The following is a 15,050-nucleotide window of genomic DNA, read 5'->3' on the forward strand; positions in this document are numbered from 1 at the left end:
TATCAATCCTGCTTTTCATGACAACCGTTGTTCTCAAAAGCGGGTGCAAAATAACACAGGATTTTTTTATTATCCAAATGGAAAATCAAGAAAAAGGATGACACACGTGAGGCATTGATAGCTTAGAGGCTGAATGGGTGGGTGTTGGAGAGGGAGATTTTTTTTGAGAAAAAAGGAAAACACTTACAAAAATACGTTTCACCATCCTTTTATGGCAAGAGCACAACCTCATAACCAGGCATCATCATTGCCATGCAGAACTAAAATTCATCGTAATGATATAAAGCACATACGTGAACAGAACCAGATATTGGTCTTAAAGTAGTTAACTAATACAACATCAAGATTAGTTCTATGGATATTGACTCTTATTTTTAATTAAAACGGATTTTTTAGCAACTTTGCACTTAGTTATACTATTAGAAAGATACACAATGCACCTAAGAATAACACTTACACTACTTATATTATCTATTGTTAGCATTAACCAAACATTATCTGCTCAAACTAAAGCAAAAGTTGAGATTCTTCATGCCAACACAGGGGAACAGCGCGCCAACCTCGGACCAAATGTCCAACTTCTATTGGGTAATGTTAAATTAAAGCATGAAAACACCATCATGCACTGTGATAGTGCCTATCTCCATAACTACCAGGATTCTACTTTTATAGAAGCGTTCCATCATATCCACATCATCCAGAACGATTCTATCCACCTATTTGGCGATAAACTGACCTACAACACAGTTGAAGGAATTGCCAGAGTAAGAGAAAATGTTAAAATTGAAAAACAGGACATAACCGTACTGACCGAGTTTTTGGACTATGATCGTATTAAGAATTTTGGATATTACTTTAACGGTGGTGAAGTTTTAAGTGGACAAAATACACTCATAAGTGATTGGGGGTACTATTATCCCGACGTAAGCGAAGTGCATTTTAAAGATTCAGTAGTGGTGCACAATCCTCGATATACTATTTTTTCTGATACCCTGAAATACCATACAGTAACAGAAGTAGCTACTATATTGGGACCAACGTTTATCCATAGCGACAACAACCTCATTTATAGTGAGAATGGTCACTACGACACCATGAATGATAAGGCACACTTGCTAAAAGGTGAAAACCAAAGCTATGTGCAAGGCAGCGAAAACTTATTGAAAGGAGATACTATATATTACGATCGACAGAAAGGATTAGGTGAAGCATTTAGCAACTTTGAGCTCCATGACACCACTAATAATCTAATTATCACGGGTGATTATGGCTATTACAATGAATTATCAGAGTATGCGCTGGCTACTAAAAGAGCTCAATTGTTACAAATCTACCAGAACGATACCTTGTTTTTGCATGCCGACACCCTGCAAGCCATTCCATTACCACAAGAAGAAAGTAAGTTGGTTAAGGCATACTATAATGTGAAGTTTTTCAGAACTGACATGCAGGGACGCTGCGACTCTATGGTATATGATTTCAGAGATTCGACCAATACCTTCTACAACAGTCCTGTTATCTGGGCGCAAGAAAATCAAATGACTGCCCAAACCATTAAGCTCTTTAGCCGCAACAATGAGCTTTATAAAGCTGAGCTTATCAATTCGGCATTTATCATCTCACCAGAAGGAGACAGCTTGCTCTTTAACCAGATTAAAGGTCGCAACATGGTCGGACACATAAAGAATAACGAGATATACCGTATTGACGTTGACGGCAATGGACAAACTGTTTATTACCCTAAAGATGAAGATATTGTGATAGGTGTTAACCGAGCAGAAAGCAGCAACCTTTCAATATTTCTGAGTGAAAAGCAGATTACAGGCATCAAGCTGAGAACCGAGCCTGCTGGTAATCTCAATCCTCCTTATCTATTACCCGCAGAAGATGTAAGACTTCAGGGATTTATTTGGCTTGAAAAAATAAGGCCTAAAAATAAATTGGATATTTTTAAACATGTTGAGATGCCCAAGATGGACGAATACACAAAGGTGTACGATGATTATCAATTCGGAGATACCGAGAATTAGGCACTAAAAAAAGGGGCTATCGCCCCTCTCTTGCTCTCTTAATATTCATCTTCATTAAAGAAGAAATCTTCTTTACTTGGATAATCTGGCCAGATATCCTCAATACTTTCAAAAACTTCTCCTTCATCCTCTATTTCCTGAAGATTTTCAATCACCTCCAGCGGAGCTCCCGAACGAATCGCAAAATCAATTAATTCGTCCTTTGATGCCGGCCATGGTGCATCTTCTAATTTAGAGGCTAATTCGAGTGTCCAATACATAGCAACTCAATTTAACATTAATATAATTGTGTTATTTCTTTATTTACTTATCTGCGAATATAAAAAAAAAATCCAATCCGCCAACTTTCAATCGCCGCGAAATTCAAATAAGCTTGAATAGTTTGACGAAAAGCTTCTATAGCGGCATGAAAATCTCCAGCAAACCATCGCCAATAAATATCATAAATAAACGGGTAAAATCCTGTTGTCAAAGTCCTCAGTCTTTGCTAAAAGGCAGCCACCTGTTCGTTTACTAAGTCAGATTCTATTAAACCATCTCTAAGGCGTATAATTCGATGGGCATGTTGAGCTATATCTTCTTCATGAGTAACCAAAATAATTGTATTTCCTTGTTTGTGAATCTCATCAAACAAACGCATAATATCTACCGAGGTTTTGGAGTCGAGGTTTCCGGTTGGTTCATCGGCCAGTATTATTGAAGGTCGGTTGATTAGGGCCCTTGCAACGGCCACACGCTGACGTTGCCCGCCCGACATTTCGTTAGGACGGTGATGCATACGGTCACTTAACCCAACACTCTCCATTACCTCTTTGCCTCGCTCTTGACGATCAATCTTTGAAACACCTGCATATATAAGTGGCAACATGGCATTTTCGAGGGCAGTATATCTGGGCAATAAGTTAAATGTTTGAAAAACAAAACCAATTTCCTTATTACGAATTTCTGCCAATGAATCATCACTTAAACGACTCACATCAGTACCATTAAGCACATATTGTCCTCCTGTTGGCGTATCTAAAGCACCGATAATGTTCATTAAAGTTGATTTACCAGAACCGGATGGTCCCATAATTGCCACGTATTCACCCTGAGTAATGGAAAGAGAAACACCTTGAAGTGCTTTCACCACTTCGGTGCCTACTTGATAGAATTTTTTAATCTCGTTGATTTCAATAACCTGATTATCCATAGAGTTAAGCTTTAGTCACACAAATATAACTAATATGCCATCATATCAATCCTCAACCCAGAATTTGTTTAACCACAAAAAGTAAAACGTTGAATAAGGGTCATTCGCTTCCAAGACTATATCTAAAGTTGATTCAATACTTCACAACAAAGTGCTGCTTCTGGCACTCTTGCCTGAAAAACACTATTCCAACCTGGAATAAGTCTAAGGACACAGTTACTTTGGGATGTTTATAAATAATTTCCCAGGCCTCCTCCATGCCTTTTGACCAATGAATATCATCAAACACAAATACAGAGTTATTACCGGCTTTTAAAAGACACAAATTGAAGTAGTCGAGTGTGGCCTGCTTATCATGGTGCCCATCAAAAAAAACAAAATCGAGCTGAGCATGCTTTGCCACCAGTCCGGGCAAAACATCAGTAAACTGACCTACAAACTGATTAACATTATCACATTTTAAAGCATCGAACGTTCGTTTAGCGTAGCCAGCAGTAACTGAACAACCTTCTATGGTATTTACCTCCCTCCTTCTATCTGCCAAGGCAAAATACGATGCGCTCATACCAATAGATGTACCTAATTCAAGAATATTATCAGGCTTGAGATGAGTGATTAATCTAAAAAGTAATTCACCGTATTTTGATGCAATAGAAGAACGATTGACAAGCAAAGATAACTTGCGTGTTTTGCCTTTAAAATTGACACTTCCAGCCCCATAATCGACCATCTCAAATGTTTCGTTTGAATACAGTAATTGACGCTTAAACGCTTTAATCTCATCGAAGGCATAAAATGGGTACTTACAATAAAAAACATCACGGACCAACTCAAACACAAAAGGACTATGCAACCCATAGCCTTTTCTATACCTCGATTTAAGACAATACTTTATATAACTCCTTATCTGAAAAAAATTCATTCCTTATACGATTTCATTCACATGAATGGCCTTTAAGACAGGCGACTCTGTAAAAAGACATTTATATTTGTGCCAAACTAAATATTAAATGGCAAAGGGCAAAGGTAAAAAACAAAATAGTGGGTCGGCCGGACAGAACCGAAAAAAGACTGATGATTTTTTAGCTCAAAACAAGCACAAAGAAGGTATTTATGAAACAAGCTCAGGCCTGCAATATAAAATAATTAAGCAAACCTCCGGGCAAAGACCGGACTCCGATTCGCAGGTGAAAGTACACCAACGCGCCATGCTACTGGGCGGTAAAATACTGGATGACACCTACAAAGATGCAACTCCACTGGAGTTTTGCCTGAATGACACCATTGCCGGATACGCCGAAGGCCTTCAGATGATGTCGGTAGGTAGTCGTTACAAGTTTTATATTCCACCTGAGTTGGGTTGGGGTAAAAAAGGTTCTGGTGGAAGAATAGGACCTAATGCCCTCACAATATTCGATGTTGCACTGCTGGAGATTGTCGACTAGGGCAATTGATTTCAAGTTGCGTTAAACACTTTTTAAAAGCGGTTGTTTAGTGTTTAGAACTAAATGTCAAGACCAGACTTTGCATGAATACATATATTACTCAATTAATTGAACTGATTGATGAGGCTATTTCTAAATCGCCTCGTAAAAGTGAGCACGACGATTTTGAAGCGGAGGAAGTAGATGATTTATTTGCTCAGGAATTTCTGCAAGGCAAACCTGAAAAAATCTCGGAAAAAATTGGTATTGAAAAATATAATTTTCCGGCGACTGAAAAGTTAACACCAGCTCAGACAACAACTATATTAGAGGCGGTTGAGAGGCTCTTAAGAGCTTATAATTGGGAGTTTATGTTTCCTGAAGACGTTACCGACATCGCTAAATATCAATTCATTATAGACAATTGGGATTCCAAGCACATATTCTGCCAGCAAGGTATTGTTCAGGTAGAAACCTGTAAGTTTGATGAACAACACTGTCCTTTCCCCGGCCATTGCCAGGTTTGCCATAGTTTTAAATGTGAAAATGATAATAGCCACCACCTCCATAAGGGTCAGGTCGATTTCACCAAATTAACTCCCGACTTGGAGCGTGAAGAAGATGCTCATCTGCGCGAAGAGATAGATCGGTTTAAAGCCCTGATGAAACAACCCAAAGGCGACCATTTTATCGTAGGCATTCACAATTACTGCGATGGCAGATGTCATAATTGCAACTTCACCGACAAGTGCAGTTCATTTGCTTTACACGAGGAATTGGATTATGCCCACAGCAATGACCACGAAACAAGCAACCAACAGCTAACAGCCATATTCAGAGCTACGTCAGAATTAATTGAAGAAGAGCTATCAAAAAAAGGAATAAGTGTGGACGAAGCTCTGGAGCAAATTGACAAGGAAGAAACGTCTAGATTACCCAAGCATGCGCTGGAAATACAGTCCGAATCTTATGCCGAAAAGATTAATCGCTGGCTGGAGTCTAATCAAATGGAACTGGAAAGCCGCATTGTAGCCGAAGCTGATTCTGGCATCAAAGACAATATTGAATCCATCACATGGTTTCAGCTTTTCATTCCTGCCAAAATTAGCCGGGCCGTTAAGGGCATTGGTGAAAACAAAACCGAATGCGACATTTTTGACGCGCATGGTTCTGCAAAAGTAGCACTGCTAGCCATTGACGAATGCATTCACGCCTGGGAAGGCATTTTACAATTTATACCTCGCAAAGAAGACAGCATATTGAGCATGCTCAAACACCTGGCGAAACTACGAAATGATTTAGAAGAATTTATTCCGGAGGCAAGAGATTTTATAAGACCCGGATTTGATGAATAAAAAAATCTGAGAGTGCGTAGTGGAAAATTTAAGAATTACGAATTCTATTTTGCATCTCTCAGATATTATCGCTTTATAGTTGCGAAAATTACCTTCCGTTGTAGGTAACCCAATGATGACATTGGTTTTGGTTAATTTTAAACCGCTGTAAAACTATCAATTTATTTCAGAGTTCAATAACACGAATGTATTTTTTTGTGTAAAAAGCTTAATTTTTTATGATACGCATACTCTTTAGCACCTAAAACAGGCTCTTCGCGACTTACCGGGCCTCTTTCATATGTCTTAGCGTTTGCTCTATGGCCTCAAATACCTGATGCGAATCATCGAAAATAACGTGGAAATTTTCACGGGATTTTTTGATCATTCGTTTAGCTTTTTGCTTTTGACCTTCGGTAAATAATAGCTTCCCGTAATGAAAATGAATATTACCACATGCCTCCATATCATTGACATTATCTTGCAGAGCCCGTTTGTATATTATATGTAAAAGCGCTTGCTTTTCTTCTTTAGTAAACAAACTATTTAGTTCTTCGGCCACCTGAGGAGCATACAAATCACTATTCAGAGCCTTGGAACCATTTTCAATAATCAAGCTGTCATTTCCAAGCTGCAAAGATGCCACCACTAAATATAATAAGGTTGGTCGATAATGAGCATGCAGGCTATCAGCTTTTTGAAAGAAGCTTAAGGCTTCCTGGGTCCTATTGGTTTTTAACAGCAAAATCCCACTAATACGAGCTGCATCCGATTTGTTCAATGAATCATTATATGAATGAAATGCACGGGTAGCATGTTCAACTCCTTTCTGTGGCAATCCATCAAACAAGTAGGTTACAGCCAGACTGTAGTTAGTAAGTGGTTCATTCGGCCTTAATTTTAACGAACGCAAAAACCAATTTTGAGCTTCAAAGTAGTTTTGAAACAAGGATTGGTAATACCCAAGAACATATAAGCTATAATAATCATACACACCATTACTGTATGCTTCCTGGTAGTAATTATTACTTTTTTCGAGCAATTGTTCAGCACTCAGGCCCCAACGCTCGCCAAAATCCTGATAAATCCGATTATAAAAATCACCCAAAGCCTTTGTAATACGAGAATCCTCGGGAAATTTCTCTTGCAGCTCCAGCAAGGTACTATCTATTTGAAAGGCTATTGGGGTAGCGCCAAATGCCTTTTCATTCCTCAACTGTTCCAAATCCTCTCCGGGCCTGAGGTCTATAAATGAAAACGCGCGGTGGTAGTAACTATTGAGGTAATAGTTGAGGGCCAGATCAACCTTTTTCAGAATACAATCAACCGAGGAAAGTTGACTGCACTCGTTCAGCTGTTCAAAAGCCGTTAAGTATTGCCCTTGCTCTAACAGTGAATCGATATTGGACTGTGCTTTGAGCACTGACGGTATGCCAATGAACGAAGTAATAATTAACGTAATGAGTATAACTCTAAACTGTTGCTGCATTTATAGTCCAAATCGATATTGTAAGCCAACAATTAGTTGGGTTCTTGCTCCAAGAAATCCCATTTCGGCTCTTACCATCATGTTTTTATTATACTGAAACTGCGAACCTACAATGAAATTCCACATATTCTCTGGTCTTTTATCCAAATTATACTCAACAGATTCTGCGCGTGAAGCTGCATCCAGTGCTGCACCTGCTACCCCAAGCTTAGCTTTTGACGTTGTGTAGTTTCTAATATTCTCTGGTCTCTTTTTCTGAATATCACTCAAACTATCCCACCATTCATCCACTTCCTGCTGACGCTGATCCACCTTCTCCAAACCTGATGTAACAAGTTCGTCGAAGCCGGGTATTAAATCATTAACCAATAAAGAACCGCTCGTACCTGAATTCATCTTTACTCGAAATCCACCAACCCACAAAGCAATGTTTTGCTGCGGCCTCTTAAACTGGAATGTTTTGCCCAGGCGTGGACCAAAAATAAAAATTTTTGCAGGCTTATCAAGCTCCGGTATGTCAGTCCAGGTAAAATTCATATCAAAAGCCATGAAACCACCACCAACACCAATGGTTGGCGTTACGCCAAATCCAATACTGGTAGCATCAAAGCGAGCTGTTGTGCCTGCCTCCATCACACTCTCCCATTCCCAGTTGAGGGTTCCATCAACAACCTCGAAACTACCAGGTGCGTATACGCCAAAATCGACGGCTGTCTGATTCTCTGACTTAGCAAAGATTCCATAGATATTTAGGAATGGGAAAAGCCAAAAATCAGGACGTACATTAACACCGTTGGTTATGGCTGTTGCATTCTTAAAGCGCACAATTTCATCCAATGCAAACAGATTACCATTATTAAAACCAACCTGAAGATTATCGATTAATAAATCCGACTCTTGCCACACATATTGAACACTTACACCAGCAGAGTATGGCAGATCGAACCCCAGTTGTGTTACCTTCTCGCCCCATATGGGCAGTAAGTACGGATATTCGGCAACTGATAGACTGTCGAGTTCCTGAGCACTATTTTTCCCGACAACTTTATCACTATAAATCTGAGCATCAGCTCCTATAAACAAAATGAAGCTTAACAATAAAAATACAATCCTTTTCATACGAATCTGGTTTAATCTTACTCGAACAATTTAGCATATAAGACTGTTTATATAAATCAGATGATGGAAGGATTAAAATACGACAATCCTTGTCACAATCAAACTTAAATTGCTAGTAATTATCCAAAGCCCTATTGCTATTTAATTGAATTTAAATGAACTTGAATTGTCGTAACGTCTTAAGAGCTCTTCCATAAACATTACACATTTATTACCTGACAACTTCAACTGTAATATGAAAATCTCAATAACTTAATATTTAATTTAATTTTTTATGAGAAAACTATTATTTATCAGTGCCATATTAATGCTGAGCCTAGCATTAAATGCACAAAAAAACAAAAAGCCCAACATATTGGTAATATGGGGTGATGACATTGGCCAATCCAACATCAGTGCTTACACAAACGGACTGGTTGGCTACAGAACTCCTAATATCGATCGTATTGCCGATGAAGGTATGATTTTCACTGACTATTACGGTGAACAAAGCTGTACTGCCGGACGCTCCAGTTTCATAATGGGACAAAGTGTTTTCAGAACAGGCTTAAGTAAAGTTGGTTTGCCAGGTGCCGAGCTGGGAATGCAAAAGGAAGATCCAACCATTGCAGGTTTATTAAAACCGCTTGGCTATGCCACGGGTCAGTTTGGTAAAAACCATTTGGGCGATAAAGATGAGCATCTCCCTACTCAACATGGATTCGACGAGTTTTTAGGCAATCTCTACCACCTGAATGCCGAGGAGGAACCAGAGTTACCTGATTATCCGCAAAACCCTGAGTTCAGACAAAAATTTGGACCTCGAGGTGTTATTAAGTCATCTGCCGACGGGCCAATAAAAGACACAGGCCCACTAACCAAGAAAAGAATGGAAACCATCGATGATGAGACGGTAGCTGCAGCTGTTGATTTTATTAAGCGCATGGAAAAAGCGGGAACTCCTTGGTTTGTATGGTGGAACGGTACGCGCATGCACTTCCGCACCCATGTTAAGGATGAACTTATGAATGATCCTAAATACAAAGGCCTGGATGAATATGCCATTGGCATGATTGAACATGACATGCATGTGGGTGAGTTATTGGCGGTGCTAGACGAGCTTGGTATTGCTGATGAAACATTAGTATTCTACAGTACCGATAATGGCCCTCACAAAAACTCATGGCCCGATGCAGCGGTAAGTCCGTTCCGCGGAGAGAAAAACACAAACTGGGAAGGCGGATGGCGTGTACCGGCAATGGTGCGTTGGCCAAAGAACATTGAAGCCGGTTCGGTATCCAATGACATTATGCATCACATGGACTGGTTACCTACATTTTTGGCTGTAGCTGGCAACGAAAATGTGAAAAGCGAATTACTAAAAGGCAAAAAAGTGGGTGACATGACCTATAAGGTTCATTTAGATGGTTATAACTTTTTACCATACCTAACAGGCAAAGCCGAGACTGGACCGCGTGAAGAAATATTCTACTTCTCGGATGATGGCGACCTGACAGCATTTCGCTACAAGGACTGGAAGCTGGTATTTATGGAACAGCGCAAATATGGAACACTTGGGGTTTGGGCCGAGCCGTTTGTAGAATTGCGATTACCATTAATTTTTAACCTAAGGCGCGACCCATATGAGCAGGCTCCATTAACCTCAAACACTTATTACGACTGGTTATTGGATCATGCATTTATGCTTGTGCCGGCGCAAGCCTATGTGGGCAATTTCCTGGGCACATTTAAAGACTACCCGCCGCGTCAAAAAGCCGCCAGCTTCAGCTTAAGTGATGTAATGGAAAAAATGGTTGCTCCAACTAATAATTAACAACCTCAAGAACCAAAGAGAGTCAACCGATACAACCTCTCTTTGGTTCTTTACGAATAAATTAATATTAAGCCAATGAGAAAATTACTATTACTGAGCACAATACTGATATTGGGCATCGCATTAACGGCGCACCCTAATGCACAATAAGAGTAAATAAATATCAATTCATACAGAGTGCAGTTCGCTGCACTCTGTATCATCACTCCCTAAACATTAACCAGTATGCGTATTTCACTATTTTTATTCAGTCTTACATTCCTACTGGCCTGCAACAATTCGGCAAATCACAATTACAATACATCCAAAGCACTGCCATCCTGGAGTAATACACCGGTTAAAGAGCAGGTGCTTTCATTTGTAGAAAAAGTAAGCGAACCATCATCAATTGACTACGTGCCTGTTGAAGATCGTATCGCTGTATTTGATAATGACGGTACCTTATGGAATGAAAAGCCTTTGTACATTCCTTTAGAATACGAGATTAATAACATTCAAACAAAAGTTGCGGGCGACACCTCATTGCTATCCAACGAACTATACAAAGGTCTGGCCGAAGGTAACCTGGCCATTATGAAAGACTACAACACCTTTGAGCTCATTACACAACTGTTTGCGTTGCACGATGGTCAGGATGAAGCCAAATACAGGGAATCTGTCCACCGTTTCCTATCTTATAATCATCATTCAAAATTCGAACGTCCCTTTAAAGAAATGGTTTTCAAGCCAATGGTTGAACTGGTACATTATCTGCAAAAACACCAATTTAAAGTATATATCGTTACCGGTGGTGAAATTACCTTTGTCAGAACCGTCTCCCAGGAAATCTACAACATACCGGTTGAGAATGTGATAGGCAGTAGCGTAAAGCTCAACTACATCTCAGATGACCAGGGTATTCGACTGGTTAGAACAGGCACCATTCAATCGGCCAATGACAAGCAGGTAAAACCAAGCAATATTGAACTGCATATAGGCAAAAAGCCAATTTTTGCAGCAGGCAATAGCGATGGTGATTACGAAATGATGGAGTATACACTATCGGGCAATGGCCCTTCAATGGCTATATTAGTGCATCATGATGACGCAGTTAGGGAATATAGCTACATGCACGGTACCGAAAAGGCTATTGAGGATGCCAATTCGAAAGGCTGGCATGTAGTGAGCATGAAAAATGATTTTAAAGAGATATTTCCCAATTAGCCCTTGAGCTCGTCTGGTATTAATATAAAATAATTGAATCATCAATCCCTTCAGGGCTGATGTACATGGCTACTTACGAGAATGCCGAAGGGTGTAAGTTCACGCAAAGAGCGCTAAGATTTACGCCAGGCACGCTAATTTGAATTGTTAATTCTTCAGTTCTTGGCGTACTTGGCGCTTTTTATATTTTGCACCCTTTGCGAGAAATATCTTTGTTTATGAACACACCCCTATTGATATATTGTCCTTTCAGATCATCGGCTATTGCCGATTAAGTCTATCCCCCCCGCCCTATCCCGAAGAGGTTTTTCAATAATTTCCTGGGTAAAGCTCATAGAATCACGCGTCATACCCACAGCACAGGAACACCATAAACCAAACCTTAACCAAGGTTCAACAATCGAATGGCATAAATTATTATTTTTGCGTCTATGTCTGATTTAGCGATGCAAAATATCAATTACCTGCCGGGCGTGGGCCCGAAGAAGGCCGAGCTCTTAAAACAGGAGCTTAAGGTTGCATCCTACGAGGATTTGCTCTACTATTTTCCCTATAAGTATGTTGACCGCAGTCAATTCTATGCCATTCGCGAGGTCAATACCAAGCTGCCATACATTCAGGTGAAGGGACGCTTTACGTCGCTTAGTACTGTTGGAACAGGGCGCCAAAGTCGCATGACGGCCACATTTACAGATGGTACAGGAGTGTTGGAGCTCATCTGGTTTAAAGGGCATAAATACGTGAAGGAATCCATCAACTCTGAAGCCGAATACATTGTGTTTGGCAAACCTTCAGCGTTTAATGGCAAGATAAACATTGTTCATCCTGAGCTGGAGAAAGTGAATGAAGCGCAGGTAAAGATCTCATCGGCCCTGCAGGCTTTCTATAACACAACTGAAAAGATGAAGAAGGGCTTTCTTAATTCGAAAGCCATCAGTAAGCTGCAGCAGAATGTATTTTTATCATTCCAGGGCAAAATATCGGAGACTTTACCAGCCAGCATCCTTGAAAAATACAAGCTACTGAATCTGCACGAATCACTTAAAGCCATTCATTTTCCGCCCAATCCGCAATTACTGGAGAAAGCACAACTAAGGCTGAAGTTTGAGGAACTGTTTTACATACAGCTGAACATACTGCGTCAGCGTAATCAGCGGACCAGCAATATCAAAGGCCACCTGTTTGGAACTGTTGGCCAGTACCTCAACGAGTTTTACGCGCAAAAAATACCCTTTGAGCTCACCAATGCTCAAAAACGTGTTATTAAAGAGATAAGGCGCGACATGGGCTCGGGCAAACAAATGAACCGCCTGCTGCAGGGCGACGTGGGCTCGGGTAAAACACTGGTAGCCCTGATGGTGATGCTGATAGCGCTTGACAACCGCTTCCAGACCTGCCTGATGGCCCCGACCGAAATACTGGCCACCCAGCATTTTGAAACCATCAGCCAGATGGTGGAAGGCCTTAATATAAAGGTAGCACTGCTCACCGGCTCCTCTAAAAAGAAGGAGCGCGAGCTGATTGATAAGGACCTGCAATCGGGTGAACTACAGATACTGATTGGCACACATGCCCTGCTCGAAGATAAGGTGGTGTTCAACAACCTGGGACTGGTAGTGGTGGATGAGCAACACCGCTTTGGTGTGGCGCAGCGGGCCAGGCTATGGCGCAAAAACACGCAACCGCCCCATGTGCTGGTGATGACGGCCACGCCCATTCCGCGTACGCTGGCTATGACCATCTACGGCGATTTGGAGGTGTCGGTAATAGATGAGCTGCCGCCGGGACGTAAACCCATTGAAACGGCCCACTATTTTCATAACCGCCGCAACAACCTTAATAAGTTTATTAAGGGCGAGCTGGATAAGGGCCGCCAGGTGTATGTGGTGTATCCGCTGATTGAGGAGTCGGAAAAAATGGATTTTAAAAACCTGGGCGAAGGCTATGAATACATGCAGCGCGTGTTTCCCGATTATAAGGTGAGCATGGTGCATGGCAAAATGCGCCCTGCCGAAAAGGATGAGGCCATGCAGGAATTTGCTTCTAACCGCTCACAGATACTGGTGTCGACCACCGTGATTGAAGTGGGTGTGAACGTGCCCAACGCCTCGGTAATGGTGATTGAAAGTGCCGAACGCTTTGGCCTGTCGCAGTTACACCAGCTGCGTGGGCGCGTAGGACGTGGTGCCGAGCAAAGCTTCTGCATACTGATGACCAGCTACAAATTATCGGACGAAACGCGCAAGCGCATGGATATTATGACCCGCTCAACCGATGGTTTTGAAATAGCCGAGGCCGACCTTAAGCTGCGTGGCCCGGGCGATTTGGAAGGTACCCAGCAATCAGGACTGCCTTTTACACTGAAGATAGCCAACCTGGGCCGCGATGGCCAGATTCTGCAATTTGCCCGCCAGGTGGCCGAAGCCATATTAAGCAACGACCCCCTACTCGAAAAACAGGAAAACTATATCCTGAACAAACAACTCAAAAAGCTGGCCAGCGAAAAAATGAACTGGAGCATGATTAGTTAATTGGTTATTCAGTTTGTGGTCAGTGGTCAGTGGTCAGTAGTTAGACCGCAGCCCGAAGTACGCAGCCAGTACATGGTGGCTGCATTGGCCCCCGGCGATTATGAATTGCAGGTGGTGACGCAAGGCACCAATGGTTCGATACTGCTGAAAGAGCCCAGAACAGAGCAGCTGGATAGCATATTGAGCGTTCAGTAGAATCTTTTGTTTAGCAGAAATTTCTGCATTATGTTACTGCAGCCATGCGCAAGTCATTACAAAGATGCAAAACGCCGCTGTAGCCATGCGCAAGCCATTACAAGCCTGCAAAACGCTGCTGCAGCCATGCGCAAGCCATTACAAAGCTGCAAAACGCTGCTGCAGCCATGCGCAAGCTATTGCAAAGCTGCAAAACGCTGCTGTAGCCATGCGCAAGTATTTGTAGAATCCCCAGCTAGCCGATTAAAGGCTGTTCATTAAAGTGTGTCAAGTATATCAACGAATAATTATAACATAACTATTTTGGCTTTATCGATGCCACAAACGACGAAAAACTAAGCAACGAACTGTAAACACAATTGTATTATACCAGCGCTTTTTAATATTTAAATTCATTCATAACCGATTAAATATATATTCAACCTCGCTGAGGTTGATGGGTTATTTACATTTCGCTTATCTACTAATATTTATAGAAATAACAAGTCAAACCTAAATATACTCATCGTCAAACAATTGAACTACCCCATGGCTACGCCCAAAAGCTCGAACAAAAGCGCTATAGTGAGAGCACCCAAAGAACATATGTAGCTTATTTTAAAGATTTTGTTTATGCAATGAATGACAAACCATTAGATACCATTAGCGAAGAAAGAATTAATGCTTACATACTAAGCCTTATTAAAGAGCATAATATCTCATCGTCGCAACAAAACCAGC

General features: G+C 41.1%; 13 protein-coding genes. 8 read left to right on the forward strand and 5 right to left on the reverse strand.

Translation table 11 applies throughout. The annotated features are described in order from the left end of the window. Positions 1 to 434 precede the first annotated feature (434 nt). A complete protein-coding gene (locus KDU71_RS22175) occupies positions 435 to 2,030 on the forward strand; it encodes an OstA-like protein (protein ID WP_212193319.1) in 1,596 nt (531 codons plus the stop codon). Positions 2,031 to 2,068: 38 nt separating this feature from the next. Here the strand turns inward: KDU71_RS22175 and KDU71_RS22180 are convergent, their stop codons facing one another. From KDU71_RS22180 to KDU71_RS22190, 3 genes are all read right to left on the reverse strand, one after another. After that, complete coding sequence (locus KDU71_RS22180; RefSeq protein ID WP_143304314.1) at positions 2,069 to 2,290, reverse strand: DUF2795 domain-containing protein; 222 nt, start codon at positions 2,288 to 2,290, stop codon at positions 2,069 to 2,071. 227 nt (positions 2,291 to 2,517) lie between these two features. Then, on the reverse strand, positions 2,518 to 3,222 hold the full coding sequence (locus tag KDU71_RS22185; protein WP_212193320.1) for an ABC transporter ATP-binding protein: 705 nt from the start codon (positions 3,220 to 3,222) through the stop codon (positions 2,518 to 2,520). Positions 3,223 to 3,355: 133 nt separating this feature from the next. Then, positions 3,356 to 4,144 (reverse strand): O-methyltransferase, encoded by a 789-nt coding sequence (locus tag KDU71_RS22190; RefSeq protein WP_212193321.1) that lies wholly within the window; start codon positions 4,142 to 4,144, stop codon positions 3,356 to 3,358. An 88-nt stretch (positions 4,145 to 4,232) separates the two neighbouring features. Here KDU71_RS22190 and KDU71_RS22195 point away from each other — a divergent pair, with 88 nt between their 5' ends. Then, positions 4,233 to 4,667: an FKBP-type peptidyl-prolyl cis-trans isomerase gene (locus tag KDU71_RS22195; protein ID WP_212193322.1), complete on the forward strand. Its 435-nt coding sequence runs from the start codon at positions 4,233 to 4,235 to the stop codon at positions 4,665 to 4,667. Positions 4,668 to 4,750: 83 nt separating this feature from the next. After that, positions 4,751 to 6,001 carry a hypothetical protein gene (locus KDU71_RS22200; RefSeq protein ID WP_212193323.1) on the forward strand — a complete coding sequence of 417 codons (1,251 nt, stop codon included), beginning with the start codon at positions 4,751 to 4,753 and terminating at the stop codon, positions 5,999 to 6,001. Positions 6,002 to 6,263: 262 nt separating this feature from the next. Here the strand turns inward: KDU71_RS22200 and KDU71_RS22205 are convergent, their stop codons facing one another. Both KDU71_RS22205 and KDU71_RS22210 read right to left on the reverse strand, forming a co-directional pair. Further along, a complete protein-coding gene (locus tag KDU71_RS22205; RefSeq protein WP_212193324.1) occupies positions 6,264 to 7,469 on the reverse strand; it encodes a tetratricopeptide repeat protein in 1,206 nt (401 codons plus the stop codon). Further along, the gene (locus KDU71_RS22210; RefSeq protein ID WP_212193325.1) at positions 7,470 to 8,588 is read right to left on the reverse strand and encodes a hypothetical protein; all 1,119 of its coding nucleotides are present in this window, start codon (positions 8,586 to 8,588) and stop codon (positions 7,470 to 7,472) included. A gap of 274 nt (positions 8,589 to 8,862) precedes the next feature. Here KDU71_RS22210 and KDU71_RS22215 point away from each other — a divergent pair, with 274 nt between their 5' ends. The 5 genes from KDU71_RS22215 to KDU71_RS23450 form a co-directional block, all read left to right on the forward strand. Further along, positions 8,863 to 10,401: an arylsulfatase gene (locus KDU71_RS22215; RefSeq protein ID WP_212193326.1), complete on the forward strand. Its 1,539-nt coding sequence runs from the start codon at positions 8,863 to 8,865 to the stop codon at positions 10,399 to 10,401. A 225-nt stretch (positions 10,402 to 10,626) separates the two neighbouring features. After that, on the forward strand, positions 10,627 to 11,604 hold the full coding sequence (locus tag KDU71_RS22220; RefSeq protein WP_212193327.1) for an HAD family hydrolase: 978 nt from the start codon (positions 10,627 to 10,629) through the stop codon (positions 11,602 to 11,604). A gap of 431 nt (positions 11,605 to 12,035) precedes the next feature. Further along, positions 12,036 to 14,135, forward strand: a complete 2,100-nt coding sequence (gene recG, locus KDU71_RS22225; protein ID WP_212193328.1) for an ATP-dependent DNA helicase RecG — start codon at positions 12,036 to 12,038, stop codon at positions 14,133 to 14,135. Further along, the gene (locus tag KDU71_RS22230; protein WP_212193329.1) at positions 14,136 to 14,330 is read left to right on the forward strand and encodes a hypothetical protein; all 195 of its coding nucleotides are present in this window, start codon (positions 14,136 to 14,138) and stop codon (positions 14,328 to 14,330) included. A 515-nt stretch (positions 14,331 to 14,845) separates the two neighbouring features. Further along, a partial coding sequence (locus KDU71_RS23450; protein ID WP_212193330.1) for a phage integrase N-terminal SAM-like domain-containing protein occupies positions 14,846 to 15,050 on the forward strand: 205 nt, incomplete at its 3' end.

This window comes from Carboxylicivirga sediminis (genome assembly GCF_018156225.1).
Classification (GTDB): domain Bacteria; phylum Bacteroidota; class Bacteroidia; order Bacteroidales; family Marinilabiliaceae; genus Carboxylicivirga; species Carboxylicivirga sediminis.

What these genes read in the sequence shown, in the direction of transcription:
- KDU71_RS22175 (WP_212193319.1), top strand. Translation starts at nt 435, where the DNA reads ATGCACCTAAGAATAACACTTACACTACTTATATTATCTATTGTTAGC.
- KDU71_RS22180 (WP_143304314.1), bottom strand. Translation starts at nt 2,290, where the DNA reads ATGTATTGGACACTCGAATTAGCCTCTAAATTAGAAGATGCACCATGG.
- KDU71_RS22185 (WP_212193320.1), bottom strand. Translation starts at nt 3,222, where the DNA reads ATGGATAATCAGGTTATTGAAATCAACGAGATTAAAAAATTCTATCAA.
- KDU71_RS22190 (WP_212193321.1), bottom strand. Translation starts at nt 4,144, where the DNA reads ATGAATTTTTTTCAGATAAGGAGTTATATAAAGTATTGTCTTAAATCG.
- KDU71_RS22195 (WP_212193322.1), top strand. Translation starts at nt 4,233, where the DNA reads ATGGCAAAGGGCAAAGGTAAAAAACAAAATAGTGGGTCGGCCGGACAG.
- KDU71_RS22200 (WP_212193323.1), top strand. Translation starts at nt 4,751, where the DNA reads ATGAATACATATATTACTCAATTAATTGAACTGATTGATGAGGCTATT.
- KDU71_RS22205 (WP_212193324.1), bottom strand. Translation starts at nt 7,469, where the DNA reads ATGCAGCAACAGTTTAGAGTTATACTCATTACGTTAATTATTACTTCG.
- KDU71_RS22210 (WP_212193325.1), bottom strand. Translation starts at nt 8,588, where the DNA reads ATGAAAAGGATTGTATTTTTATTGTTAAGCTTCATTTTGTTTATAGGA.
- KDU71_RS22215 (WP_212193326.1), top strand. Translation starts at nt 8,863, where the DNA reads ATGAGAAAACTATTATTTATCAGTGCCATATTAATGCTGAGCCTAGCA.
- KDU71_RS22220 (WP_212193327.1), top strand. Translation starts at nt 10,627, where the DNA reads ATGCGTATTTCACTATTTTTATTCAGTCTTACATTCCTACTGGCCTGC.
- recG (WP_212193328.1), top strand. Translation starts at nt 12,036, where the DNA reads ATGTCTGATTTAGCGATGCAAAATATCAATTACCTGCCGGGCGTGGGC.